This is a genomic window from Kribbella sp. CA-253562 (genome assembly GCF_050942265.1).
In the GTDB taxonomy this organism is placed as follows: Bacteria; Actinomycetota; Actinomycetes; order Propionibacteriales; family Kribbellaceae; genus Kribbella.
In genome coordinates, this window is the sequence record NZ_CP192049.1 from 3,091,037 (window position 1) to 3,117,230 (window position 26,194).

The 26,194-nt window shown below is 71.0% G+C and carries 12 protein-coding genes and 1 tRNA gene; 5 read left to right on the forward strand and 8 right to left on the reverse strand.

The features are described from left to right. Nucleotide 1 precedes the first annotated feature (1 nt). Together ACQPXM_RS14840 and ACQPXM_RS14845 are read right to left on the reverse strand one after the other, a co-directional pair. Complete coding sequence (locus ACQPXM_RS14840) at nt 2–886, reverse strand: DUF4365 domain-containing protein (protein WP_432948845.1); 885 nt, start codon at nt 884–886, stop codon at nt 2–4. Between the two features lie 88 nt (nt 887–974). Then, nucleotides 975–2,258, reverse strand: a complete 1,284-nt coding sequence (locus ACQPXM_RS14845; protein WP_432948847.1) for an ADP-ribosylglycohydrolase family protein — start codon at nt 2,256–2,258, stop codon at nt 975–977. A 43-nt stretch (nt 2,259–2,301) separates the two neighbouring features. Here ACQPXM_RS14845 and ACQPXM_RS14850 point away from each other — a divergent pair, with 43 nt between their 5' ends. Next, nucleotides 2,302–3,312, forward strand: a complete 1,011-nt coding sequence (locus ACQPXM_RS14850) for a pirin family protein (RefSeq protein WP_432948849.1) — start codon at nt 2,302–2,304, stop codon at nt 3,310–3,312. Between the two features lie 58 nt (nt 3,313–3,370). Here ACQPXM_RS14850 and ACQPXM_RS14855 read toward each other — a convergent pair whose 3' ends face one another. The 6 genes from ACQPXM_RS14855 to aceE all read right to left on the reverse strand — a co-directional run bounded on the left by ACQPXM_RS14855 (nt 3,371) and on the right by aceE (nt 11,772). Continuing rightward, a complete protein-coding gene (locus ACQPXM_RS14855) occupies nt 3,371–3,898 on the reverse strand; it encodes a hypothetical protein (RefSeq protein WP_432948851.1) in 528 nt (175 codons plus the stop codon). A 74-nt stretch (nt 3,899–3,972) separates the two neighbouring features. Continuing rightward, nucleotides 3,973–5,448: a peptide MFS transporter gene (locus ACQPXM_RS14860; protein WP_432948853.1), complete on the reverse strand. Its 1,476-nt coding sequence runs from the start codon at nt 5,446–5,448 to the stop codon at nt 3,973–3,975. A 76-nt stretch (nt 5,449–5,524) separates the two neighbouring features. Then, nucleotides 5,525–6,046: a GNAT family N-acetyltransferase gene (locus ACQPXM_RS14865; protein ID WP_432948855.1), complete on the reverse strand. Its 522-nt coding sequence runs from the start codon at nt 6,044–6,046 to the stop codon at nt 5,525–5,527. A gap of 47 nt (nt 6,047–6,093) precedes the next feature. Further along, complete coding sequence (locus ACQPXM_RS14870; protein WP_432948857.1) at nt 6,094–7,728, reverse strand: LuxR C-terminal-related transcriptional regulator; 1,635 nt, start codon at nt 7,726–7,728, stop codon at nt 6,094–6,096. Nucleotides 7,729–7,770: 42 nt separating this feature from the next. Next, nucleotides 7,771–8,874 (reverse strand): flavin-containing monooxygenase, encoded by a 1,104-nt coding sequence (locus ACQPXM_RS14875; RefSeq protein WP_432948859.1) that lies wholly within the window; start codon nt 8,872–8,874, stop codon nt 7,771–7,773. Nucleotides 8,875–9,042: 168 nt separating this feature from the next. Further along, on the reverse strand, nt 9,043–11,772 hold the full coding sequence (aceE, locus tag ACQPXM_RS14880) for a pyruvate dehydrogenase (acetyl-transferring), homodimeric type (protein WP_432948861.1): 2,730 nt from the start codon (nt 11,770–11,772) through the stop codon (nt 9,043–9,045). A 316-nt stretch (nt 11,773–12,088) separates the two neighbouring features. On the opposite strand from aceE, the gene ACQPXM_RS14885 reads away from it, so the two are divergent. From ACQPXM_RS14885 to ACQPXM_RS14900, 4 genes are all read left to right on the forward strand, one after another. Beyond that, nucleotides 12,089–12,535 carry a DUF3052 domain-containing protein gene (locus ACQPXM_RS14885; protein WP_432948863.1) on the forward strand — a complete coding sequence of 149 codons (447 nt, stop codon included), beginning with the start codon at nt 12,089–12,091 and terminating at the stop codon, nt 12,533–12,535. Next, the gene (locus tag ACQPXM_RS14890) at nt 12,532–13,011 is read left to right on the forward strand and encodes a peroxiredoxin (protein WP_432948865.1); all 480 of its coding nucleotides are present in this window, start codon (nt 12,532–12,534) and stop codon (nt 13,009–13,011) included. Before ACQPXM_RS14885 ends, ACQPXM_RS14890 begins: the two co-directional genes overlap by 4 nt. A gap of 14 nt (nt 13,012–13,025) precedes the next feature. Further along, nucleotides 13,026–13,097: transfer RNA gene (locus ACQPXM_RS14895), tRNA-Val, on the forward strand. A gap of 501 nt (nt 13,098–13,598) precedes the next feature. Beyond that, nucleotides 13,599–26,147 (forward strand): amino acid adenylation domain-containing protein, encoded by a 12,549-nt coding sequence (locus ACQPXM_RS14900; RefSeq protein ID WP_432948867.1) that lies wholly within the window; start codon nt 13,599–13,601, stop codon nt 26,145–26,147. The last annotated feature ends 47 nt before the right edge of the window (nt 26,148–26,194 follow it).

The following is a 26,194-nucleotide window of genomic DNA, read 5'->3' on the forward strand; positions in this document are numbered from 1 at the left end:
ACTACGCCTCCGCGAGGGGCGGCGCTTGGCGCCACCACGTACTGGCGGCGAAGCATGTTCTGAGCCAGCTTCGCTCATCTTGGTCGAGGATAACGCCACCCATGATCGGGAGCCGATCGAAGAACTCTCTGACCGTGGTGATCCCGCTTCGTTCGAGCGCTCCGAGCGCCCCCGGAACCCCCGACAACGCGTCGAGCTCCTCCAAGGTGGACACGCCAAGGTTCTCAGCTCGCAGACTCGAATCAACCAAGTCATGCCACAACGGAACCGGTTCCCAGTCAAGATCGCTGTGGAACAGCGTTGCGCAGTCCGAGCCCATCTTCTGTTGGAAGATCAAACGCTCGCCGTGGACGTTCATGAAGTAACCGACGTAGTCGGACGACTCAAAGGCGACATCGGCCATAGCGGCCAAACCACGATGAATGGAGGTGCTGCGGGCCAGAAAGCTGCGCACCTGAGTGACGAAATCGGCGATCGTTTCGTCGTCCAGCCGAGACGATAACGGTACAAAGATTGAGGCCGGGGCCGAACCGCCGCGCGGAGCCGCGCCTAACTGTTCCGTCGCGTTCGACCAGTGCAACTTGCCAGAGTCAGGGTCGTGGACGATGCAGATCACCGGGACGTTCGGCTTGCTCCAGCTCACGCGGTGACTGCCGACTCGAACTCGATAACCGCCGGACGCGCGGTAGGTTGTCCCGCCTTTGACCTGAATGGCGATGGTGTGCCCGGTCAACTCTCGGTTGTCGACAAGGCGAATGAACAGGTCCTCGCCGAAGTCGTTCTCACCGGCTACTGGCTGGACAATGTGGTAGTTCCGCTCGAAGAGAGAGATCGTCGCATTGATCGCCTCCCGTTCTGCACGCCGATTCCGGGGTACTTTCGTCACTCAGTACTGCTATCACATGAGAGATGTACACACTTCGCCGTCCAGACAGCTGCACTAGGCGTAAAGACGCAACCAGCACATCCTCGTATCACTCATGCAGCGCCATAGTTCGCTCGACCAGTTCGTCGATCGTGATGCGGTCGAAGCCCCGGACGGCTGAGCGGACCACGCCGTTGCCCGCCTGGGCCAGGACCGAGGGGATGGCGTCGGCGCCGTGGAGGGCACCGAAGACGCTGCCGACCGTCGCGCTGGTGGAGTCGGTGTCACGGCCGGCGCCGACCGAGAGGCCCAGTGTGCGGACGTAGTCGCCGTCTCCCCAGAGCAGCGCTGTGGTGATGATGGCGGCGTTGTTCAGCGTGTACACCCAGTTGTAGTCGAGCGTCTCATCGACCCAGTCGAGCGCTTCCTCGGCGGTCGCGCCCTGCGCGTGCAGGTCGAGCAGCGCGCGCTGGCTGTCGGCGAGACGCGATTTCGGCGGGACGACGTCGAGCGCGACGCGCAGCGCCTCGGTGATCTCGTCCGCGACCAGCGCCTGGGCGACCAGCGCCGCGGCCCATTGAGCGCCGTACAGGCCGTTGGCGGTGTGGGACAGGCTCGCGTCGACCAGCGCCAGGCGCGCCGCCTCGGCGGGATTGCCGGGGTTGGCGTAGCCGTACGCGTCGACGCGGATGAGCGCGCCGATCCACTCCCGGTACGGGTTGCGCGTGGTCGCCGTGTCCGGCGGGCGCAGGCCCTGCACAAGATTCCGGTACGCCGCCCGCTCCGCGGTGTAGGTCTGCGTGAACGGCATCCGGTCGAGCCACTCGCGCGCGACGTCCTCGGTGTGCAGCTCCGGCCCGTACGTCTCCAGCAGGTGCAGCCCGAGCATCGTCCAGTCGAGGTCGTCGTCGCGCGGCACCGCGTCGAACCGGCCCGCCGACGCCTCGGCCGCGGACGGGTGCAACGTGATTCCGGGTGGCGGCGTGGCGACGTACGGTACGAAACCGCTGAGCGGCCAGTCGCCGACCGCTTCCAGGTAGGTCCGCACGTCGGCCCGGCCCAGTCCCTCGACCGGTTTGCCCATCGTGTTGCCGACACACCGGCCGAGCCAGGCGCCTCGGATTCGGTCCGCGAGGTCGTCACCCGCCGGCGCCCCGGAATCCGGCCTGGACCCGGACCCGAACGCGAGCGTCGGCTCCGGCTCCTCGTACGGCCACTCCGGGTCGCGCCGCAGCGACGCCAGCGCGGTCTCGATGTCGGCCAGCTGGGTGAGGTCCCCGGCGGCCGCCGCGATCCGGGCCCGCGCGTGCAGGTCGCCGACGGCGTACCCGGAGCTCTCCAGCTGCTCGGCCTCGTCCGGGACGAGGTCGCGAAGGTCGAGTACGTCGTGCACGGGCAGCCTCCAGAGTTCGAGCGTCTGAGTCCATACTCGTGCAATGAGCGACTTGGAAAAGGACCCGGCCGAGGTCGTCTGCGACGGGGCGGGCGCGGAGGGGCCGGTGCAGGAGCTGCTGGAGCCGCGCCAAGTGGTGCTCGGCCGGACCACGAAGGTCCGCCGGCTGCTGCCGAACAAGGACCGCCGAATGGTCGGCGCATGGTGTTTCGCCGACCACTACGGGCCGGACGACCTGACCGCGCGGGTCGACTCGTACGACGTACCGGGGGAGCGGGGCATGGTGGTGCCGCCGCATCCGCACACCAGTCTGCAGACGGTGAGCTGGTTGATCGAGGGCGAGATCGAGCACCGCGACTCCGCTGGGTCGCACGCGATGGTCCGGCCGGGCGAGCTGAACATCATGACGTCCGGCCCGGGCATCGCGCACTCGGAGATCTCGCCGCCGTCGGCGCCGCCGATGCTGCACGGGGTACAGCTGTGGGTCGCCCTGCCGGAGTCGGCGCGCAACACGGTCCCGCCGGCCTTCAACGCCTACGCCGATCTGCCGGTCCTGGAGCTCGACGGCGCGCGGGCGAAGGTGATGGTCGGCACTGTCGGTGGCGTCACGTCGCCGGCGCCGGCGTACACGCCGCTGGTCGGGGCCGACGTGACGATCGAGCCGGGACGGACCGTGGCGGTGCCGTTGACGCCCGAGTTCGAGTACGCCGTACTGGTGGTCGACGGAGAAGTCAGCGCCGGGCAGGTCGCGCCCGGGTTCGGCGAGATGGCGTACTTCGGCACTGGCCGGGACGCGATCGAGCTGACCGCCGGCGCCGAGGGAGCCCGGTTCGTGCTGCTCGGCGGCGAGCCGTTCGACGAGCAACTGGTGATGTGGTGGAACTTCATCGGCCGTACGCACGAGGAAGTGGTTGCCGCGCGCAACGACTGGATGGCGTCGGTCGAGGCCGGCGGCTCGTCCCGCTTCCCGGCTGTGCTCGGGTACGACGGAGCGCCGCTCCCGGCCCCGCCGCTGCCCGGCACCCGCCTGAAGCCGAGACCCCGCGCCCGCTGACCTGCTGCGCCCGCGCCCCGACCCCCGATCGCCCGCGGTCGCCGCACCCCGGTCCGACTCACACCACCGCATGTTCCACCGGCGTCGCCGCGCCGACCCGGCGCCGGTAGTACGCCCACGTCAGCACGAGCAGCGCCGGCCCCCACAGATTGAGCGGCGCGTAACACGCGATCATCAGCGCCTTCGCCGCGTCGCTGCCGAACGGCAGGAACTCATCGCTGAACACGTCCCGGAACGCGAAGCCCCAGATCGCGATCAGCGCCAGGCTGCCCAGTATCGCCGGCACGATCGCCGCGAACGGCGGGACGCGGCGCCCGCCGATCCACGGGATCCACCGCGGCACCACCTCGCCCCACCGCCGGACCAGGCCGAACGCCGTCAGCGCGACCGCCTCGGAGACCACGCTGAGCACCACGATGTACCCGATCTCCCACCCGTGCGCGTGGATCGGCCGTCCGGCCTCGTCCACCATGCCCATCGACCACCCCGCGGCCAGTCCGAGCCGCCACAATCCCGACGGCAGCACCATGAACGGAATCGCGTGGGCCAGCCATTCGGCCCAGCGCGGCACAGGTCTCTCGGTCATGCCTCAAGGCTGCGGGGTCAAGCGCTCGAAAACCTCACCCGCGCGAGGGATTCGCCTCCCTCGCGCGGGTGAAATCAACGGTTCCGGTGCGGTTCGGCGTGCCGGCGGATCCACGGGGAGAGGAAGTACAGCGCGAGCGCGAACGCGATCGTCACCACCGCCAGGCCGCCGAAGTACGCCGTGTCGGAAGCGCCCTCGGTGGCCTGGACGAGCTGGGCCGTGATCGCCTGCCCGGCCGCCGGCGCGAGGAACCACAGCGCCATCATCTGGCTGAGGAACGCCTTCGGCGCGAGCACGGTGGTCGCGGCCAGGCCGACGGGGGACAGGAACAGTTCGCCGAGGGTCTGGATCACGTAGACCAGGACCAGCCACAGCGGCGAGGCGAGACCCTCGCCGGTGACGGCCGACGCGACGCCCATCACCGCGAACGAGATTCCGGCCAGCAGCAGCCCGGTGGCGAACTTCTGGCCGATCCCGGGCCCGCGGTCGCCGAGCTTGATCCAGACCGCCGCGAACACCGGCGCCAGCACGATGATCGAGAACGGGTTGATCGACTGGAAGAACTCCGGCGAGATCGAGACGCCGAACAGCTCCAGCGCCGTCCGGTCCGCGGCGAAGGTGGTCAGCGTCGTCGCGGCCTGCTCGAACAGCATGAAGAACAACATCGCCGCGACGAACAGCGGGATGTAGGCCCGGACCTGCTGCCGCTCGGTCGGCGTCACCAGCGGGCTGCGCAGCAGCATCTTGAAGTAGGCGATCGGCGCCAGGAAGCACAGGTACGAGATCGCGTCGACGACCGGCTTCGGCCCGATCCCGCCGGTGCGCCAGGCGGAGAAGGCGAACACGACCACCAGCAGCCCGACCACCGCGCCGGTGACCTTGAGCATCGCCGGCCGGTCCTGCGCGGTCAGCGGATTCGGCGGGGTGTCGCCGCGGCCCTGCAGGGTCCGCCGGCCGAGCACGTACGCGACCAGCGCCAGCGTCATCCCGACCGCGGCCGCCGCGAACGCGACGTGGAAGCCGAACTCGCGGCGCAGGAAACCGACCACGAACGGCGCGCTGAACGAGCCGATGTTGATGCCCATGTAGAAGATCGAGAACGCCGAGTCCCGCCGGTCGTCCCCGTCGGCGTACAAGGTGCCGACCATGGTCGAGACGTTCGGCTTCAGCAATCCGGTGCCTAGGGCAACCAGCGCGATCCCCAGGTAGGCAAGGCCTTCGGCGGGCAGCGCCAGGCAGAGGTGCCCGGCAACGATCACCGACCCGCCGTACAGGACCGTACGGCGGGCGCCGACGACCCGGTCGGCCAGCCAGCCGCCGAGTACCGACAGCAGGTAGACCGACGCGCCGTAGATCGACACGACCGCCTCGCCGAGCGACTGCCCGAGCCCGAGTCCATGCGCCTGGTCGGTCAGGTACAGCAGCAGGATGGCGCGCATCCCGTAGTAGCTGAACCGCTCCCACAACTCGGTCGCGAACAGCGTTCTCAGGCCCCGCGGATGCCCGAAGAAGGCCGTGTCCTGCTCGGTTCCTGACTGTGTCTGGGACACGCTCGACTACTCCCCGTGGACGGAAATCAAACGTCTCGACGGTAGTCGGTTGCCTTGGCCAACCATCACCCGGGGGTCAGAGTGTGATCCAGTACCGCCGGGTCAGGCCGAGCCAGGTCTCGCGGACGTCCTCCAGAACACCCCCGTTGCGCTCGATCGTCCGGGCCGACGCGAGGTTGTCGTCGTCACAGGTGACCAGTACGCGCTCGAGGCCGCGAGCGCGAGCCCGGTCGAGCACGGCGCCGAGCGCCCAGGACGCCAGTCCGCGGCCGCGCGCCGACGGCCGGATGCCGTACCCGATGTGCCCGCCGCCGTCGAGCAGCTTGTCGTTCAGCCGGTACCGCAGCGTGATCGCTCCGGCGTAGTTGCCGTCATCAACGATCCACCAGTACGCCGCGGGCACGCGGCCCGGCGCCAGCTCGCGGGTCTCGTCGCCCTCGCTCTTCAATCGCTCGATCCAGGCGGCGAACCCCTTGACCGTGCCGACCTCGTCGGTCTCGTGCAGCCCTGAACCGTGCTGGGTCTCCGAACCCCACTCGCGCGAGGACTCCAGCCACGAGTCCCGCAGGGCCATGGTCGGTTCGATCAGCTCAGGCATGACCAGAGCCTAGATCGGTACCGGCGCCGAGGCGCACCGAATTTCGGTCAGAGCAGGTTGTGCTCGCGGGCGCTGGCGACCGCCGCCGTCCGGGACGGGACCGCGAGCTTGCCGAAGATGTTCGACAGGTGCCGGGCGACCGTTTTCTCGCTGAGCACCAGGCGCTCGGCGATCTCCGTGTTGCTGTGGCCGTCGGCAACCAAGCGCAAGACCTCGAGCTCGCGAGGGGTGAGACCACCAGCACTCGGGCGGTGCAGAAGACGCCCGGTGTCCTCGCGGCAGCTCACGGCACCGAGCTCGGCGAAGATCTGGAACGCGGCGGTCAGCTCGGCCGTCGCCGAGTCCTCGTCCCCGAGGCCACGGAACGCCCGCCCGACCAGGACCCGGGCCCGCGCGACCTCGTACGGCGCTTGCAGGTCGCTCCACAGTCGGGTGGCCAGCCGCGCCTGCGGCAGGGCCCGGTCGGGATCGCCGACCGCCAGGGCAACCAGCCCGGTCCCGTACGCCGCCATCGCGCGCAGGCCGGCGCAGCCGAAGGCCGCCGCGATCTCGGTCAGTTCGCTCCCGGCCCGCTCGGCTTCGTCGTGGCACTCGCCGGCCACCAGGATCTCCACCGCCGCGGGCAGCAGCCGGGCGCGTTGAACCGCGCCGGGTGTCTCGGCGAGCAGCCGGCGGATCGCCGCGAGAGCGGCCGGCGTACGGCCCCGGGCGAGCCAGAGCAGCGCCAGACCGGGCTGGGGCTCGTGGCCGAAGCCGGACGCCTGCTCGTAGGAGGCCTCGGCCAGGGCCAGGTCACCGCGGATGCGCAGCACGTCACCTCGCTCGCTCAGGGCGAGTCCGGCCGCGTCCTGGGACCGCGAGGCGGCGTACCGGCGGCGGGCGAGCTCGAACTCCTCCAGCGCCTCGGCGAACGCGCCGCGCAGCCGCAGGATCTGCCCCCGGTGCACGGCGCACTGCCCGGTGAACGGGACGAGGTCGGGCTGGCTGTCGCACCACCTGGTCAGCGCGCTGGTCCAGGCGGACGCGCGGCCGAAGTCCAGCACCTCCTGGCAGGCCTCGATCATCGCGCAGTAGACGTTGCCGGCGAAGATCGGTGACAACTCGCCGGCCGCGACCGCGACCATCGCCTCGTCGAGCAACGACAGGCCGTCAGGGACCCGGCCCGCGTAGATCAGCAGGCGGCCCTGGCAGACCAGGCCCTGCGCCACCAGGTCGTCGTTGCCGAACCGGCGGCCCAGGTCGGTCATCTCGGTGCCGACCCGCAGCGCGCCCGCGAAGTCCTGCCGGTCGAGGCATCGGAAGAAGTCGTGGATCAGCAGGTAGCCGCGTTCGACCACGTCGGCGGGCTGATCGGCCAGCAGGCGCTGCGCCCGGGCGACCCAGCCACTGGCGACCGCCGCCTCGCCGCGGACGTTCAGCACCAGTCCAAGCCAGAAGGCGAACCTGATCGCCCGGAGCGTGTCACCGCCGTCGACGGCCGCCTGGTAACCGCGCTGGAGGGCCCGGATGCAGGCGTCGTCGTCACCGGCCAGGTGCGCAGCGGTGGCCAGGGACAGCAGGTCGTCCGGGGTCAGCTCGGTGGGCTCCTGGTCGCCGACAGTCGACAGTCGCTGGTAGGCGGCGGTCCAGTCCCGCCGTTCGAACGCCTGCCGCGCCTGCTCGAGATCGTCGACGATGCCCATCGCGCAGTCCTCCCCTTCCGCCGACAATACGCGCGCGCGGCCTCATCCGGCAGCGACAGTGCGAGGTCTCCGCGCCCTGGCGGCGATGCGCTCGGCGACGTACTCGGCGTCCCGGCCGACCCCCGGCAGCGTCATCGAAGTGAAGGCGAACTGGAACGACAGGCCGCAGAAAAACAGTCCAGGCGCCGCCGGTACGACGCCCCGCGACTCCTCGGGCCAGCCGTCCGTGCCGATCACCGGCAGGTCGATCCAGTCGAACACCTGACGGAACCCGGTGCACCACACCACGTTGGCGACGTCGAGCACCCGGCCACCGTCGAGCATCGGCCGCCCGTCCTGTACGCCGATGACCCGCTCGGGGACGCGTTCGACGCCCCGGGTCAGCAGATCCTCGCGCTTCACCCGGAGCGCCGGACCGCCGTGGTAGCGGACCTCCCGCAACTCCTTGCGGCCCATCGGCGTACGCCGGGTGAGCAGGTGGCTGCCGACGAACAGGAACACCGGGAAGAACAGCCGGGCGCCTTTCTTCTCCAACCGGACCGGGATCTGGCCCGGGTCGCGACCGCAGAGCACGGTCGGATGGGTCTGCGCCACCTCGTAGGCGATGTCCGTGCCCGAGTGGGACCCGCCGACCACGAGCACCGGGCCCTCCTTGAGCTGGCCGGGCCGGCGGTACTCGCTGGAGTGCAGTTGCCGGATCGCCGGGTCCACGTCGACCGCGAAGTCGGGCAGGTACGGCGTCCGGCCGAAGGTGCCGGTGGCAACCACCACGTTGTCGGCCAGGATGCGGCGGTCGCCCGTGGTCACGGCGTAGCCGCCGTCGTCCGACGGTTCCAGCCGGTCGACCGCGGTGCTGGTCCGGACCGGCAGCTCGAAGTGAGCGGCGTACGACTCCAGGTAGTCGGCGACCTCGTCCTTGGTCGGGTACGACCAGCCGTCGCCGGGGAAGCGCAGGCCGGGCAGCCCGTCGTACCGGCGCGGCGTGTAGAGCCGCAGGGTGTCCCACTGGGCCCGCCAGTTGTCGCCGATCCGGGCGTTGGCGTCGAGCACGACGCACTGCCGTCCCCGCTTCTGCAGGTGGTGGGCAGTGGCCAGTCCGGCCTGCCCGGCACCGATGATGACCGTCTCGATCTGTTCGGTGAACATGTCCGTCTCCGCTCGTCGTGGAAGGTCCTTCGACGCTAGGAGTGCGGGGCCCGCGGCCGCGTCGGACGAACTACCCAACTCGCGCGCGGCCGCGGCTACGTGGTTTGTCGTAGACGCGCGAAGGGCCGCCCACCTGTCGGTGGACGGCCCCTGGCTCGGACGTCGGCGTCAGGCGCCGGCGCCCTCCTGCTTCACGCCGGCGACCGCGGTCGGGTCGTCGATGCGGTACTTGCGGGCGGCCTCGGCGGCCACCTCGCGCTTGACGTCACCGCGCTTGGCCAGGATCTCCAGCGTGGCGACCACGATCGACTCGGCGTCGACGTGGAAGTGCCGGCGAGCGGCCGCACGGGTGTCGGCCAGACCCCAGCCGTCGGTGCCGAGCGAGGTGTAGTCGTTCGGGACCCAGCGGGAGATCTGGTCCTGGACCGAGCGCATGAAGTCGCTGACCGCGACGACCGGGCCCTTGGTGTCCTTCAGCTGCTCGGTGACGAACGGGACCCGCTCGTCCTCGTCCGGGTGCAGCAGGTTGTGCTCCTCCGCGGCGATCGCGTCGCGGCGCAGCTCGTTCCACGAGGTCACCGACCAGACGTCGGCGGCCACCGAGTACTCGTCGGCGAGGATCTGCTGGGCCTTGCGGACCCACGGCAGCGCCACACCGGAGGCGAGCAGCTGCACGCGCGGCGCGTCCTCCTCGGTCGCCTGACCCTCGCTGAAGCGGTACATGCCCTTGAGCAGGGCCGCGACGTCGAGGTTCTCCGGCTCGGCCGGCTGCGGGACCGGCTCGTTGTAGACGGTCAGGTAGTAGAAGACGTCCTCGCCGAACGGCTTGTCCTTGTCCAGGCCGTAGCCGTACATCCGGCGCAGCCCGTCCTTGACGATGTGCGCGACCTCGTAGGCGAATCCGGGGTCGTAGTGCACCGCCGCCGGGTTGGTCGAGGCAAGCAGCGGGGAGTGCCCGTCGGCGTGCTGCAGGCCCTCACCGGTGAGCGTGGTCCGGCCGGCCGTGGCGCCGATCAGGAAGCCCCGGCCGAGCTGGTCGCCGAGCGCCCAGAGTGAGTCGCCGGTGCGCTGGAACCCGAACATCGAGTAGAAGATGTAGAACGGGATCATCGGCTCGCCGTGCGTCGCGTACGCCGTACCGGCCGCGATCATCGAGCCCATCGCACCGGCCTCGCTGATGCCCTCGTGCAGCAGCTGGCCCTGCTGGGACTCCTTCCACGACAGCAGCAGCGCGCGGTCCACGGCCTCGTAGTTCTGCCCGTGCGGCGAGTAGATCTTGGCCGTCGGGAACATCGAGTCCATGCCGAACGTGCGGTACTCGTCCGGGGCGATCGGCACGATCCGGTCGCCGATCTCCGGGTCCTTCATCAGGTCGCGGAACAGCCGGACCAGCGCCATCGTGGTGGCCACCGGGGTCTTCTCGCTGCCCTTGCTGAGCGGCGCGTAGACCTTGTTGTCGGGCAGCTTCAGCGACGTCTTCGGCGCCACCCGCCGCTCGGGCAGGAAGCCGCCGAGCTGCCGGCGCCGCTCCATCATGTACTGGTACTCCGGCGAGTCGGTGCCGGGGTGGAAGTACGGCGGGTTGTAGGCGTCCTCGAGGTCCTTGTCCTCGATCGGCAGGTAGAGCCGGTCGCGGAAGGCCTTCAGGTCGTCCGAGGTCAGCTTCTTCATCTGGTGGGTCGCGTTGCGGCCCTCCAGCGCCTCGATCGTCCAGCCCTTGATGGTCTGGGCCAGAATGACCGTCGGCTGCCCGACGTGCTCCTTGGCGCTCTTGAACGCGGCGTACACCTTGCGGTAGTCGTGACCGCCGCGGGGCAGCTTGCGCAGGTCCTCGTCGGACAGGTTGCTGACCATCTGGCGCAGCCGCTGGTCGCCGCCGAAGAAGTTGTTGCGGATGTACTCGCCGGACTCCACCGAGTAGGTCTGGAACTGGCCGTCCGGGGTGGTGTTCATCTTGTTCACCAGCGCGCCGTCGTGGTCCTGCGCCAGCAGCGCGTCCCACTCGCGGCCCCAGATCACCTTGATCACGTTCCAGCCGGCGCCGCGGAAGAACGCCTCCAGCTCCTGGATCACCTTGCCGTTGCCGCGGACCGGCCCGTCCAGCTGCTGCAGGTTGCAGTTGATCACGAAGGTGAGGTTGTCGAGCTCCTCGCGGGCGGCCAGGCCGATCGCGCCGAGCGACTCCGGCTCGCCCATCTCGCCGTCACCGAGGAACGTCCAGACGTGCTGGTCGCTGGTGTCCTTGATGCCGCGGTGGTGCAGGTACCGGTTGAAGCGGGCCTGGTAGATCGAGTCCAGCGCCGCCAGCCCCATCGAGACCGTCGGGTACTCCCAGAAGTCCGGCATCAGCCGCGGGTGCGGGTACGACGACAGGCCCTGGTGGGCGCCGCGGGAGACCTCCTGGCGGAAGCCGTCCAGCTGGTCCGTGGTCAGCCGGCCCTCGAGGAACGCGCGCGCGTAGATGCCCGGCGAGGCGTGGCCCTGGATGAAGATCTGGTCACCACCGCCCGGGTGGTCCTTGCCGCGGAAGAAGTGGTTGAACCCGACCTCGTACAGGCTGGCCGCGGACTGGTAGGTGGCGATGTGACCGCCGACCTCGAGGCCCTTGCGGTTGGCCTTGCTCACCATCACCGCGGCGTTCCACCGGATGAAGGCCCGGATCCGCCGCTCGATGTGCTCGTCGCCGGGGAACCACGGCTCGCGCTCGGGCGGGATCGAGTTGATGTAGTCGGTGCTGCGCAGCGCCGGTACGCCGACCTGCCGCTCCCGGGCCCGCTCGATCAGCTTGAGCATCAGGTAACGCGCGCGCGACTTGCCCCGCTCGTCCAGCACGGCGTCGAGCGATTCGACCCACTCACGAGTTTCGTCGGGGTCGATGTCGGGGAGCTGGGTCGGCATCCCCTCGGTGATGATGGCTGGTGGTTCGTGTCCGGAAGCCACGGTGTCCTGCCGTTCTGTCTAGTCGATCCTGCCAAGCACTAGTCGGTACTCCTAGCAATCCTGTCACCTGTTCGGAATGCGTTCTACTTTGCGTCCCTTCCCGGGCAGGATCCGGCCTCCGGAGGGCGGTCGGAGCGGACACGCGGGCAGCGCGGCACGCGGATACCGGACACGTCACGGAACCCTCGTGCATACTTGCGCGACGCGGTAGGCCACGATGGACTACTGCTACTGACGCCTACCCCCGGGCCCCGGGGACGACGGAGGAGGACACGTGAGCGCGACCGCGGACCACGCGGACGGCAAGAGCGGCGAGCCGAACATGGCGAGCCGGCTCGGCCTGGAGAGCGGCTGGGTCGTCCAGGAGCTCGGCTACGACGAGGACTGCGACGACGCACTGCGCGACGCCATCCAGGAGACGACCGGCGAGGAATTCGTCGGCGAGGACACCGATGACGTCGTGGACGTCGTGCTGCTGTGGTTCCGGGACGGTGACGGCGATCTCGTGGACGCGCTGTTCGACGTCCTGACCGACCTCAAGGCCGGAGGCGTGGTGTGGCTGCTGACGCCGAAGGTGGGCCGCGAGGGCTACGTCGACGCCAGCGACATCGCCGAGGCAGCACCCACCGCCGGACTGGCCACGACCAGCAGCCTGACGGTGACCGCTGACTGGTCCGCCACCAAACTGGTGATGCCGAAGTCGCCGCGGGTCAAGAAGTGAGCCCCGCTGCCGCCCTCCTGGTCGGCAGCGAGGCACCGGACTTCACCACACGGACGCAGCACGGCGAACCGTGGCGCCTGTCGTCGCTTCGGGGCGGCCGGCCGGTCGTCGTGGTGTTCTACCCGTACGCCTTCAGCCGGGTCTGCACGAGCGAGCTGGAGGCGCTGCGGGACCGTCCCGACCTGCTCGGCGCCGCCGAGTTCGTCGGGGTGTCCTGCGACCCGATGTTCACCCTGCGCGCGTACGCCGAGTCCGCCCGGCTGGACTTCGCCCTGCTGAGCGACTTCTGGCCGCACGGGGCGATCGCGTCGGCGTACGGGGTGTTCGACGCGGTGCGCGGCTGTGCGCTGCGGGGGACCTTCGTGATCGATTCTGCCGGTGTCGTGCGGTGGTCGGTGGTCAACGACGTGCCCGACGCCCGCGACCCCGACGACTACGCCCGGGCCTTGGCCGAACTGGTCCCCGGACTCGGGTAAAGTACGTCGCTCCCGGGTGCTTAGCTCAGCGGTAGAGCGCTTCCCTTACAAGGAAGATGTCGGGGGTTCGATCCCCTCAGCACCCACCCTTTCCACGCCGACGGCGACTTCCCGCCAGTTGGCCTTCCGGCCGTATCCGATCGGGCCGACGCTCGTTGTTTCCTCTGTCAGGGGGCGGCGAAATTCTTAACCGTCAGCTGCTGAGAACGGACTCCTCCGGCCCACCCACCGGCTGGTAGGGTTCACGGCTGTCGGTCGGCGCGCTGAGGCACCGCCGCCCGGCCGCAAACGGGGCCAGTTCTGTCGGTGAGAGCGAGACGGGTGTGCCCTGAGCCCGGCTCCGTCCAGTTGGGGAGGCGCGTGTCCGTGGGTCGCCGACTAGGCGCCGCTGAGGTCCACAGCCGTACCCAGCCTGCATCCCCGTCACCCCGCCTGGTGACCAGCACGACGTCCTTTGCTTACCCGCATCCGACCGCTCACCTGCGGGCGGCCGCCCCCAGGTTCCACGCTTTCCCTGAGCCGCACCCGACCGCCGGCGTGCGGCAGGCGTACGGCGTACTGGATGCCCCCGGCGACAGGCTCGCGGCGTGGTGAGGAACGGCGCGGACCGGCCGGCGATCAGCACCGGACCGGCCCTGATGATCCCGGCCGGCTACCCCCGCGACCTGCCCAGCGCCCTCCTGCGCGCCGCCCGCGACTTCGGCACCGCCGGCGTCGTCGAGATCGGCCCGGACGGCCGCGAGACCCGCCTGGACTTCCCGACCCTGCTGGAGCTGGCCGCCCGGATCCTGGCCGGCCTGCGCGCCAACGGCGTCCGCGCCGGCGACCCCGCCGTCGTGCACTGCACCGAACCCGTCGGTTTCTTCGCCGCGTTCTGGGCCTGCACCCTCGGCGGCATCCGCCCGCTGCTGATCTCCCCGTCCCCGGCCGGCGACCGCTCCGAGGAGGGCCGCGAACGCCTCCGCAAGGTCACCGAGCTGCTCGGCTGGACCGTCCTGATCGGCCGCCCCAGCGACCTGCCCGACGACCTCGGCCTCCCGGTGCTCGACCCCGACGCCCTGGCCGGCCACGAGCCGACGTCCGACTTCCACCGCCCGGCCGCGGACGACGTCGCCGTGCTGATGATGTCGTCCGGCAGCAGCACCGGCACGCCGAAGATCACCCAGCTCACCCACCGCGGACTGGTCGAGTTCGCCGCCGGTACGCCGGCCATGCTGCCGGTCCGCCCCGGCCAGGTCACGCTCAACTGGCTCCCGCTCGACCAGAGTGGCGCGTTCCTGCTCTACCACCTGCTGCCCGTGTTCACCGGCTGCACCAACATCCACGTGAACACCGGCTGGGTGCTGTCCGACCCGCTGCGCTGGCTCGACCTGATGGACCAGCACCGGGTCAACCACTCCTGGTCGCCGAACTTCGGCTACCGCCTCGTCACCACCGCGATCGCCGGCGAGCCGGACCGCCACTGGGACCTGTCCGCCCTGCGCAGCCTGGTCAGCGGCGGCGAGCAGATCACCGTGCCGGTGATGAGCGAGTTCCTGCGCCTGACCAACCGCTTCGGCGTCGTACCGGAGACCTTCGTCGCCGCCTGGGGCATGACCGAGACCGTCACCGGCATCACCTTCGCCCGTCCCGGCCTCACCCCGAACGTGCACCGCGTCCGGATCCCCCCGACCGGCATCGTCGAATGGGTCGACCAGGCCACTCCGGCGGGCAAGGTCGCCGTCGCCCGCCCCGGCAAGCCCCGCGCCGACGACCCCGGCGTACTGAGCCTGGTGTCGGTCGGAGCTCCCGCCCCCGGTACGACGGTCCGCATCGTCGGCCCGAACGGCGCCGTCCTGCCCGAGGGCCGGATCGGCCAGCTCCAGGTCGCCTCGGCACGGGTCACGCCCGGCTACCTCGGCAACCCCGAGGCGGACCGCGCCGCGTTCCCGGTCGGCAACTGGCCGGCCCGCAAGTGGCTGGCGACCGGCGACCAGGCGTTCATCGCCGGCGGCCAGGTCGTCATCACCGGCCGCGACAGCGAACGCATCGTCCTGAACGGCGAGAACCACTACGCCCACGAGATCGAGGCCGTCGCCGGCAGTGTCCCCGGTGCGCCCCAGGGCTTGATCGCGGCCTGCGGAGTCGCCGACAGCACCACCGGCACGGACCGCCTGGTCGTCTTCTACGCCGCCGTACCGGAGAACCGCCCCGACCTCGACGAGGCCATTAACCGCGCGCTGTCCGACCGCTTGGGCTTGGTCGCCCAGGTGGTCGCCGTCCCGCGCCACCAGTTCCCGACCACACCCGGCGGCAAGATCCTCCGCCCGCTGCTCAAACAACGCTGGATCGAGAACAGCTTCGACCAGTCCCGCCCCTTGCGCCCGGCCGCTCCGGCCGCCGACGCCCTCGACACCGCGACGGCCCCGCCGACGTTCGAGGAAGACCCGGCCGAGCGCACGATGGAACTCCCGGTCGTCCGCTTGGCCTGGCGCCGCGAAATCAAGGACTCCATCCCGAAGCCCCCGGAACGCCCGACCTTCGGGGCGAACCGTGAGGCGTCGTACGAGGAGGATCCGCAGGTTTCTCCTGCCGAGGCCACGCCGGCGGTCGAACCCGACGAGCGGCCGCAAGAGTCGTCGTACAAGCAGCCGTCGGCGGTCGACCCGGCCGAGGCGACGTCGGAGGTCAACTCCGACGAGTTGCCTCAAGAGTCGTACGAGGAGCCGCCGGCAGTCGATCCGGAGGCCGCTCCTGCCGAGGCGACTTCGGAGGCCAAGTCCGACGAGTTGCCTCGAGTGTCGTCGGACGAGGAGCTGTCGGCGGTCGATCCGGCGGCCGCTCCGGAGGCCGCTCCGGCCGAGGCGACGTCGGAGGTCCGGTCTGACGAGTTCGATGCGTCGTACGTGCCGCCGACCGGCGATCCGGCGCCTGCTCCTGCCGAAATCACGCCGGAGGTCCAGCCCTCCGAGCTCGATGCGTCGTCGCCAGACGAGCTTCCGTCCGAGCCGGCGGGCAGCGATGTCATCCCGCCCGAGGCGCTGTCGGATGACCTGCGGTCGGAACCGGTCAGCGCCGGTGTCGCCTTGCCGGAGGTCTCGTCTCCCGATGAGCTTGGGTCCGAGCCGCTCGGAGCCGATGTCGTCTCGCCGGAGGTCTCGTCGCCGGATGAGCTTCGGTCGGCGCCGATCGGCGCCGATGCGCTCTCACCCGACGCGCCCTCGCCCGTGGGAGAGCCGCGCGGCGGCACGCCGTCGTCGAAGACGGACTTCGCTGACGGACTCTCGTCCGAGTCGTCCGCCGTGGACGCACTGTCGTCTGAGTCGGCCCCAGCCGATGCGCTGTCGTCCGAGTCGACCCCAGCCGACGCGCGCCCGTCCCAGCAGCCCCAAGCCGACGCGCCATCGCCCAAGGCGGCTTCAGCCAGCGCACTCCCGGAGTCCGGCGTAGACGAGTCTGCCGAGACCCCGACGCCGAACGAGCATGTGTCCGAGGCACCCGGCACCGGAACGCCGGGATCCGAGGCGTCCTACGCCGATGCGCTGGGGTCCGAGGCGCCAGCCCCCGCCGACGCGCCGTCGCCCGAGGTGTCGGACGCAGCCCTCGCTGATGCGCCGTCGCCCGAGGTGTCGGACGCAGCCCTCGCCGACGCGCCTTCATCCGCGGAGCCGGGTGCGGAGGTACCTTCCGATGAGGCGACCCCGGCCGCGGAGCAGACGACCGAAGCCGCGCCCGAGGCGTCCACCGACGACCTCTCACCCGAGGCACCTCGCGCCGACGCGCTGTCGCCTGAGGCGGCTCCTGCCGACGCGCTGTCGCCTGAGGCGGCTCCTGCCGACGCGCTGTCGCCCGAGGCGACTCCCGCCGACGCGCCCGCCGCCGAAGCTGCTCCAGCCGATGCGCTTTCCTCCACAGAGCCCCGTACGGACGCACCTTCTGACGAGGCGACTCCGGCCGAGGACGCGGTGACCGACGTGGCGCCGGACGACGATCTCTCGCCCAAGGCGTCCACCGACGACTTCTCACCCGAGACAGTTCCGGCCGATCCGCCTGCTTCTGACACCGCTCCCGCCGATGCGCTCGGCGCCGACGCAGCTCCTGCCGATGCGCCTGCAGCCGCGGAGTCGCGTACGGACCTGATCGCCGACGAGGCGACCCGGTCCCAGGACCTGGCGACCGACGTGGCGCCGGCTCCTTCGCCCGAGGCGTCCATCGACCACCTGTCGCCCGAGGCGACTTCGGCCGATCGGCTTGCTTCTGACACCGCACCGGCCGAGGCGCGTTCGTCCGTTGAGCCTGGTACGGACGTATCCGCCGACGACGCTCCGGCTGAGGACCTCGCGGCCGAGGTGGCGCCGGACGAAGCTCGTGCGCCCGAGCCGTCCACCGACAACCTGTCGCCCGAGGCAGCTCCCGCCGATGTGCCTGCATCCGCGGAGTCGCGTACGGACCTGATCGCCGACGAGGCGACCCCGTCCGAGGACCTCGCGACCGAAGTGGCGCCGGACGAGGCCCTGCCGCCCGAGTCGTCCATCAACGACCTCTCGCCCGAAGCGGCTCCCGCCGATCCGCTTGCTCCTGACACTGTTCCCGTTGACGCAAGTTCGTCCGCGGAGCCGGGTGCGGACGTACCTTCCGACGAGGCTCCGGCTGAGGACGTGGCGGCCGACGGGGCGCCTGAGGAAGCTCCTTCACCCGAGGCGGCCACCGGCGATCTCTCGTCCGAAGCTGCTCCCTCCGACGCGCTCGGGCCTGACGCTGCTCGCGCCGACGCGCGGTCGGCGGCGGTGCCGGGTGCGGACGCACCTTCGGATGAGGCTCCGGCAGAGGACCTGGTGGCCGATGTGGCGCCGGAGGAAGTTCTGTCGCCCGAGGCGTCCACCGACGACCCCTCGTCCGAGGCGGCTCCCGCGGATCTCTCGCCCGAAGCGGTCTCCGCTGACGCGCTCCAGTCTGCGACGCCCCGTACGACAGGCGCACCGGCCGAAGTCGCCTCGGCTGAGGACTCGACGCCCGAGCAGGTGACGACCGACGGCGAACAGGCTTCCGACGGTGTCCCCTCAGGCGACGACGCACCCCGGAATGCTGACGCGCAGGTCGCCGAAACGGCGTCTTCCTCCGCCGCGGCCTCGCGGGCTGACGCAGCGCCAGTGGACGACGCGCGGGTCGCCGAGACCGCGCAGTCCAGCGACGTGGCACCGGCGGACGGCGTACAGGTCGCCGGGGCGTCACCTTCTACCCCCGATGCGGTGACGGACGACGCGCGGCTCGCCGCGCAGGCGCCCTCCGTCGACCAGGCACCAGCGGACGAGACACCAGCGGACGAGGCGCAGGTCGACAGCACCGCGTCGCCTGCCAACTCGATGCCGGAAGAGCCCTCGACGTCTGCCGACTCACTGTCCGCGGAGCCGTCGGCGGCCGACCAGCGCCCGGACGCGGTTGGCCCACTCTCCGACGCCGCCGCGGTGACCGATGACGCGCAGGAAGCGGACGACGACCAGCCGACTCAGATCCTGTCGGCCCGCGATGTGCTGACTTCGGATTCTGCGGCCGGCCAGCGCGACAGCGGCGCGGTGACCGGCGACGCGCCGGACGTAGAGGACGAGCAGTCGACTCAGACCTTGCCGGCCCGCGACGTGCTCGCTTGGGAGACCTCGCCGACCGAGGTCGGCGGGTCCACCGACACGGTCGTTCCGAGGAGCGACGAACTGCCGCAAGCCGAGTCGCTTTCGTCCGACCCCACGTCGCTTGCGGATGGCCGCCCGGCGAACCTTTCATCCGCTGAATCCTCGGCGACCGACGACGCATCGCTCAGCACCGACGGTTCATCGCCCAGCGATGTCCCCCAGCCGGACGCCGCGAAGCCGACGGATTCTGCGGCAAGCAGTGAAGCAGCAGCCGCCGAGCTTTCGGCTGAAGCCGAGGCCCTGAGCGTCGAGCCCTCGGCCGATGCATCGGTGACCGCGCTCTCCGCCGACGCCGATGTGCCGGCGGTCGAGTCGCCGGCCGATGTCGGTGTGCCGGCGGTTGGGTCCTCGGCCGATGCCGACGCGCCGGTAGTTGAGTCGTCGACGCACGCCGACGAATTGTCGCCCGAGGCCGCAGTCGCCGACGCGGACGCTGCGACGGACGAAGCCTCGGCGGCAGGAACGCAGCAGTCGGACGATGAGCAACAGCCCGAACTGCACTCGGCTGATGGTGCTCCGGACGCGGACGACGTTCAGCCAACTGCCGACGATGCCCAGTCGATCGCCGCTGGAGCAGCAACCACTGATGACGTTGAGCCGGCCGTTGCCGACGTTGACCCGACGGCGGAAGGTCCCGCGCCGAGCGACGAGGATTCTGCGCAGGCTGCGGACGTTGACCCGCCGAGTGCCGACGTGGCCACGTCGGGCGTGGATGGCGACGGCCCGGGTGCTGACGTTGCTGAGCAGGCTGTTGAAGCTGGCTCTGCGGACGGCTGTGGGCCGAACGCTGAGGATGCCCCGCAAGTTGAGGATGAGGCCCCGGCCGGCGCCGATCTCGATGCACCGACTGCGGACGACGTACCGGGTGTGAGCGCGGATGCGCTGCAGTCGGCAGATGCGCGATCGGTGGAACCGCCGGCGACTGAGCCTGCGGGCGAGGACTCGACGTCGGATGACGAGTCGGACTCCGCCTTGGATGAATCGCAGGTCGACGGGGCCGCTGACGCGGTTCGCGCCGAGGATGGGCAGTTGGCGGTTGCGGACGGCGCCGCGTCCGGCGAGGGAGATAAGTCCGCAGAGGACGGCGACGCAGCCAGCGAGGTGGAGGATGGCGACACCCGGGAGGACGCCGACGCGGAGGCTGAGTCCGCGCGGCTCGAGGCGGCGCCGACGCTTGCGGCTGCGTTGCCTACCGGTCGGGGTGGGCAGCCGGATGCTGAGATAGCGGAGGGCGAGGGGGCGCCTGACGGGGCGGTCGAGTCCGGTGAGTCGGCGGAGCCGGCGGTTCGAGGGGACGTCGGGGAAGACCCGGCGCGGCAAACCGATGTTTCCGTGATGGAGTTGGCCCCCGCGCCTGCCGTCAAGGGCGCCCGGAGCCCGGCCCACGCCGGTCGGGGAACGGCTTCGGGTCAAGTGGTCGAGCCCATCGCCGTCATCGGCCTCGCCGCGAGGTTGCCGGGGGCAACAGGGCTCGACCAGTTCTGGGACAACCTGGTCAACGGGGTGGAGAGTCTGCGGCGGTTCTCGCCGGAGGAGCTGCGTAGCGTCGGGGACGCCGAGGCGTTCGGGGACGACGAGCTTGTCGCGGTGAGTGGTGCGCTGGACGACGTGGAGTCGTTCGACGCGGCGTTCTTCGGGTTGAGTGCGCGTGAGGCCGAGCTGACCGACCCGGCGCAGCGGTTGTTCCTGGAGGTTTGCCAGCAGGCGCTGGAGCACGGTGGCCACGCTGGATCGTCCAGCCGGATCGGCGTGTTCGCCGGGTCTGGGATGAATCTGTACTCCCAAGGCGCGCAGCCGGGGGAGAACCTCGCGACGCGCGTGGCCTACCGGCTCGGGCTGACCGGCCCGGCGATCGGCGTTCAGGCTGCTTGGTCGTCGTCGTTGGTCGCGGTGCATCTGGCGTGCCAGGCGTTGCGCAGCGGGGACGCCGATCTGGCACTCGCCGGCGCAGCTGCCGTTCACGTGCCGCAGGCAACGGGTTACCACGCGAGCCCGGGGTCGATCCTCTCGCCGACCGGCCACATCCGCGCGTTCGACGCGGACGCGGACGGGACCGTCGGCGGCAACGGGGTCGCGGCCGTGCTGCTGAAGCGGCTCGATCAGGCGATCGCCGACGGCGACACCGTGTACGCCGTGATCCGCGGCTCCGCCGTCAGCGAAGGCCATCAGGTCGAACTGGTCGAGCGGGCGCTGGAGAAGTCCGGCGTACCGGCCGACTCGATCAGCTACGTCGAGGCCAGCGCGTCCGGTACGGCGGACGCCGACGCGGCCGAGTTCCGTGCCCTGAGCAACGCTTTGCGCAAGCACACCGACAAGGTCGGTTTCTGCACGATCGGCTCGGTCAAGCCGAACATCGGCCACCTCGCCAGCGCCGCCGGCATGGCCGGGTTGATCAAAACGATCCTGATGCTGCAGCACCGCACGCTCGTCCCGACGATCAACTACGACCGGCCCAACCCCCAGCTCCCGCTGGCCAACGGCCCGTTCGTGATCGGCACCGAGGTTCGCGACTGGGAGTCCGGTACGCCGTTGCGCGCCGGCGTCAGCGCACTCGATGCCCGCGGCACCAGTGCGCACGTGATTCTCGAGGAGGCGCCGCGCCAGATCCGCCGCGGCGACGACGGGCCCGTCGTACTGGCGTTGTCCGCGCCCGACCCGCACGGCCTGAGCGACCTCGCCGAGCTGTTCCGCGCCGATCTCGAGATCGGTACCGGTCACCGCTTGATCGACCTGGCCGGTACGGCGGCGCTCGGCCGCCCGGCGCACCGGCACCGCATCGCGGTCGCGGGCTCGTCGGAGAAGGAACTCGCGGAGGCCCTCGGGTCGGCGATCCCCGCGGAGGTGCCGCGCGGCGGACCAGGCCCGCTCGGCTACGCGTTCACCGGCCAAGGAGCTGCCCGCCGCGGCATGGCGGCCGGCCTCGCGGCCCGGTTCCCGGTGTTCCGCTCGGTGCTCGACGAGTGCGACAAGGTGTACGCCGAGGAGTTCGGTGGCAGCCTGCTCGACCTCCTGCTCACCCCGGCGAGCGGAAGCGAAGGCGTCTGGCCGACCGAGACCGCTCAGCCGGCGCTCTTCGCGTTCGAGCTGGCCCTGGCGCGGCTGTGGGAGTCGTTCGGTGTCCGGCCCGCGCTGGTGGTCGGGCACAGCGTCGGCGAGTACGCCGCCCTGTGCGTGGCCGGCGCGTTGTCGACCGCGGACGGCGTCCGCCTGACCGCGAAGCGCGGCCAGCTGATGCAGCGCGGAACGGTGCCGGGGGCAATGGTTGCCGTCCGCGCCGATGCCGACCGCGTTCGCGAACTGGCCAAGACTCCCGGCGTGGAAGTTGCTGCTGGCAACGGTCCGCAGTCGTTCGTGCTGGCCGGGTCCGAGGTGATCGTCGGGCAGCTGGCCGAGCAGCTGGACCGGTTGGACGTGTCCTGGCAGCGGCTGGACGTCGATCGGGCGTTCCACAGCTCGCTGGTCGAGCCGATCCTGTCCGACTTCGCCGAATTCGTTGCCACGATCAAGCTCCGGCCGTTGCGGACGCCGATGGTGTCGTCGTGGTCGGGTGATCTGCTGGAGAGCGGGACGAAGCTCGACGAGGACTACCTGGTCGGGCAGTTGCGGCAGCCGGTGCAGTTCGGGGACGCCGTCGAGGCGTTGACCGCGGCCGGATGCCGGCGCTTCCTCGAGCTCGGGCCGGACGCCGTACTGTCGCCGGCCGGCCGGCGGATCGCGCCGAACAGCACGTGGATCCCGGCCCAGCGGCTCGGCCAGGACCCGGTGCTGGCGACGATGAACGGGCTGGCCGAGCTGTACCTGCAGGGCACCGAGATCAACTGGGCGAAGGTGTACGCCGATGGCGGCCGCGTGCCGCTGCCGACGTACCCGTTCCGGCGGGTGCACTACCCGGTCGACGTGTTCGCTCGTTCGGCGGAGGCGGCCGCGAAGGTGGCGCGGCCGGACAACGCCGCCGAACCGGTCGACGACCTGCGTCCGGTCGAGCGGACCAGCGGTGCGCTCAAGCGGATCCCGCTGGACCCGCCGAGCCGGCCGAAGGCGTCGGAGCAGACCGAACCCGAGCCCGAGACGGCCGAGGAGTCGCCGTTCGCGATTCCGGCCGACGACGTCGACCGGGTCGCGGTGCAGGAAACGGCTTCCGTGGTCGACGAGTACGCCGACGTCGAAGCGACCGGGTCTGCCCAGAACATTGCTGTCGGCAACAAGTCGCCGCAGGACGAGCCCGAGGCGACCGAGCGCGCCGACGAGTCCGGGTACGCCGCGGCCGCCGACCCCGAGGTGGTCGCCGAGCGGTACCGCGAGTCGCTGGATCTGGTACTCGACCTGACCAGCGAGCAGCTCGGCCTCGATCCGTACGACGTGACGGTGGACCACTCGTTCGCCGAGCTCGGCGCGGATCCGGTCCTGATGCAGCGGGTGGTCGACGCGGTGCAGCGCAAGTTCGACGTCGAGGTCAAGGCCGAGGCGTTGTTCGAGGACCTGATCACGCCGCACAAGCTGGCGTCGGCGGTCGCGGCGAAGACTCCGCCGTCGGCGTTCACGTCCCGGCGCAAGCAGACCACGCTGAAGCCGCCGCGGATCAAGGTCCTGCCGGAGCACCCGAAGAAGGAGCAGCCGAGTTCGCGCACGGCCCTGGCGGTGCTCGGGTCCGGGCTTGCCGACCTGGCCGCGAAGGTCGACGCCGCGGCGGCGGCCACCAGCGAGGCCGATCTGCCGGGTTCGGGCATGGCCGCGTTGATGTCGCAGCAGCTGCGGGTTGCCAGCCAGTTGGTCGAGGGCGTCACGAAGCTCATGCACGAGCAGCTGGCGCTGCTCGGCGAGGTGCCGGCTCCGCCGGCCCAGCAGCAGCGCGGGCAGGACGAGGACGGTCCGGACGAGGACGGCCCCGACCAGGGCGGCACGCTCCGCGGCGGCCCGAACCCCGGAGAGCCCAACCCAGGAGGGCCGAACCCCGGAGGGCCCAACCCCGGCGGGCCCAACCCAGGCGGGCCGAACCCCGGCGGACCCAACCGCGGCGGCCCGGCCCGGAGCACCCCCGGGCAGAACGAGGCCCCGGTCGCCAACGGCCAGGCGAATGCTGACCCGACCCAAACCGCCGCAGCACCAGGCACCACGTCGGCTAACCCGGCACAGAGCCCCTCCGATCAAGCCGAATCAGCCAGCCCCGCCTCCGTCCTGGACCAGGCGACCGGAACCACGACCCAAGACCCCGACCCCGAACAGGCCGAAGCCGACCGAGCCCGCCAGCGCGCCGCCGTCGACTACTGGCAGGCCGCCCTGAGCGGCGCCCAGCCACTGGTCCTGCCGGCCGACCGCGCCAGGCCCGAAGCAGCGGCCGGTACGGCGGTGCTCGTGCACGAGGTGGACGCGGGCCTCGGCGAAGCGGTGTTCGCGTTCAGCCGGCAGCGGCGGGTCAGCCCGTTGATGACGATGCTCGCGGCGGTCGGCACGGTGCTGGGCCGGTTCGCCGCGCAGGACGACATCACCATCGGGGCCGCCGCGCTGCGCAGCCAGGAGCCGATGCCCCTGCCGTTGCGCATCGACCTGTCCGGCGAACCCGACCTCGGCGAGCTGGCGCAACGGGTGCGCGAGGCAACGACCGGCGCGTTCGACCACGCCGGCGCCGACCTCGCCGTACTCGAACAGGACCCGCTCTACCAGGTCCTCGTCGTCTTCGAACCGACCACCGACGAGCTGCCGGCCGGCCTCGACCTCCGGCTCACCCTCGCCAATCACGCCCAGGGCATCACCTGTACGGCGGACTACCGCGCCGGCCTGTTCGACGAGTCGACGATCAAGCGCCTGCTCGACTACCTCGAGGCCGTCCTGCGCCGCGCGGTCGCCCAACCGGCGACGACGCTGCCCGACCTGATGCTGCCGATCGAGTCCGACCGCATTGCCCTGCGCGAGCTCGAAGGCGCCGCCCCCGAAACCGGACCGATCGGCCGGCTCGGGCGCAACGCGGTCGTCAGCGGCGAGCTGAGCGGCCTGCACACGTTGTTCGAGCAGCAGGTCGCCCGTACGCCGGACGCGATCGCGCTCATCCAGGGCGACCGCGAGATCTCGTACGCCGAACTCGACCGGCGCGCGAACGCCGTCGCTTGGCAGCTGGTCGACCTCGGTGTAAAGCCCGGCCAGTTGGTCGCCGTACGGGTTGCGCGCGGCGCGGAGCTGGTGGTCGGCGTACTGGCGGTGCTGAAATCTGGGGCGGCATACCTGCCGCTCGATCCCGGCGTACCGGAGTCGCGCTGGGCGTTCATGACCGCGGACGCCGGAGCGGTCGCGCTGGTTGGTGACGACGCGGCGCTGGCGGACCGGCTCGGGCTGCGGCTCGTCCCGGTCGCGTCCGGGGACGGCGACGTCCGGGCCCGGCAGGCGCCGCCGATCAAGGCCGCGGCCGACGACGTTGCCTACTGCATCTACACGTCGGGCTCGACCGGCAACCCGAAGGGCGTCGCGGTCCCGCACCGCGGCCCGGTCAACCTGATCCGGCACTACCTGCGGACCCGGTCGTCGCTGCGCACGCTGCAGTGGACGTCGTTCGGGTTCGACGTGCACGTGCAGGAGATGTTCACCGCGCTGGCGTCCGGCGCCGCGCTGGTGCTGATCGGCGAGGACGACCGGTACGACCCGGACGCGGTGGTCGCGGCGCTGACCGAGCACGGCATCGAGCGGCTGTTCATGACCTTTACGCCGCTGACCGCCCTGCTGGCGACGATGGAGGAGATGCCGAAGCTGCCGGCACTGCGCGAGATCGTCGCCGGCGGCGAGGCGATGGTGCTGACGCACGGGATCCGCGACTTCCTCGCCGCGCACCCGGACTGCGTGTTGTTCAACGAGTACGGGCCGACCGAGGCGTCGATCGTCACCACGATCCACCAGGTCGACCCGGCCGACGACCGGCCGTCGATCGGGCGGCCGATCGACGGGGTGGTCGTTCGCTTGCTGGACGAGGCGCTGCGGCCGGTGCCGGTCGGCGCGGTCGGCGAGATCCACCTCGGTGGCGTCGCCGTGGCCCAGGGGTACGTCGGGCGGCCGGACGAGACGATGACCGCGTTCGTCGCCGATCCGTCGACACCGGGCAGCCGGCTGTACCGGACCCGCGACCTCGGGCGGTGGCGGCCGGACGGCACGCTCGACTACCTCGGCCGGGTCGACGACCAGGTCAAGATCCGCGGTCACCGGGTCGAGCCGGGGGAGACCGAGCACGTGCTCGCCGATCTGGACGGGGTGATCGACGCCGTCGTGGTGGCCTGCGTGAACCCGGCCGGGGACACCTGCTTGATCGGGTACGTCGTACTCGAGGACGAGGACCCGGCGGTGCTGGCGCGGCTGATGCTGGAGCTGACGAAGGAACTGCCGATCTACCTGGTGCCGGCCGACCTGATCCCGATCGAGGACCTGCCGCTGGACGCCGCCGGCAAGCTCGACCGCCGCCGCCTTCCCGAGCCGGAGTGGTTGCAGGCCTGACCTCCGGGCTCGTGGGCTCCGCCCTCGACCCGCAATGGCGGGTAGAC

Excerpts from the sequence above, each read along its gene's own strand:
- ACQPXM_RS14870 (WP_432948857.1), bottom strand. The coding sequence starts at position 7,728 with ATGGGCATCGTCGACGATCTCGAGCAGGCGCGGCAGGCGTTCGAACGG.
- ACQPXM_RS14875 (WP_432948859.1), bottom strand. The coding sequence starts at position 8,874 with ATGTTCACCGAACAGATCGAGACGGTCATCATCGGTGCCGGGCAGGCC.
- ACQPXM_RS14850 (WP_432948849.1), top strand. The coding sequence starts at position 2,302 with ATGAGCGACTTGGAAAAGGACCCGGCCGAGGTCGTCTGCGACGGGGCG.
- aceE (WP_432948861.1), bottom strand. The coding sequence starts at position 11,772 with ATGCCGACCCAGCTCCCCGACATCGACCCCGACGAAACTCGTGAGTGG.
- ACQPXM_RS14865 (WP_432948855.1), bottom strand. The coding sequence starts at position 6,046 with ATGCCTGAGCTGATCGAACCGACCATGGCCCTGCGGGACTCGTGGCTG.
- ACQPXM_RS14855 (WP_432948851.1), bottom strand. The coding sequence starts at position 3,898 with ATGACCGAGAGACCTGTGCCGCGCTGGGCCGAATGGCTGGCCCACGCG.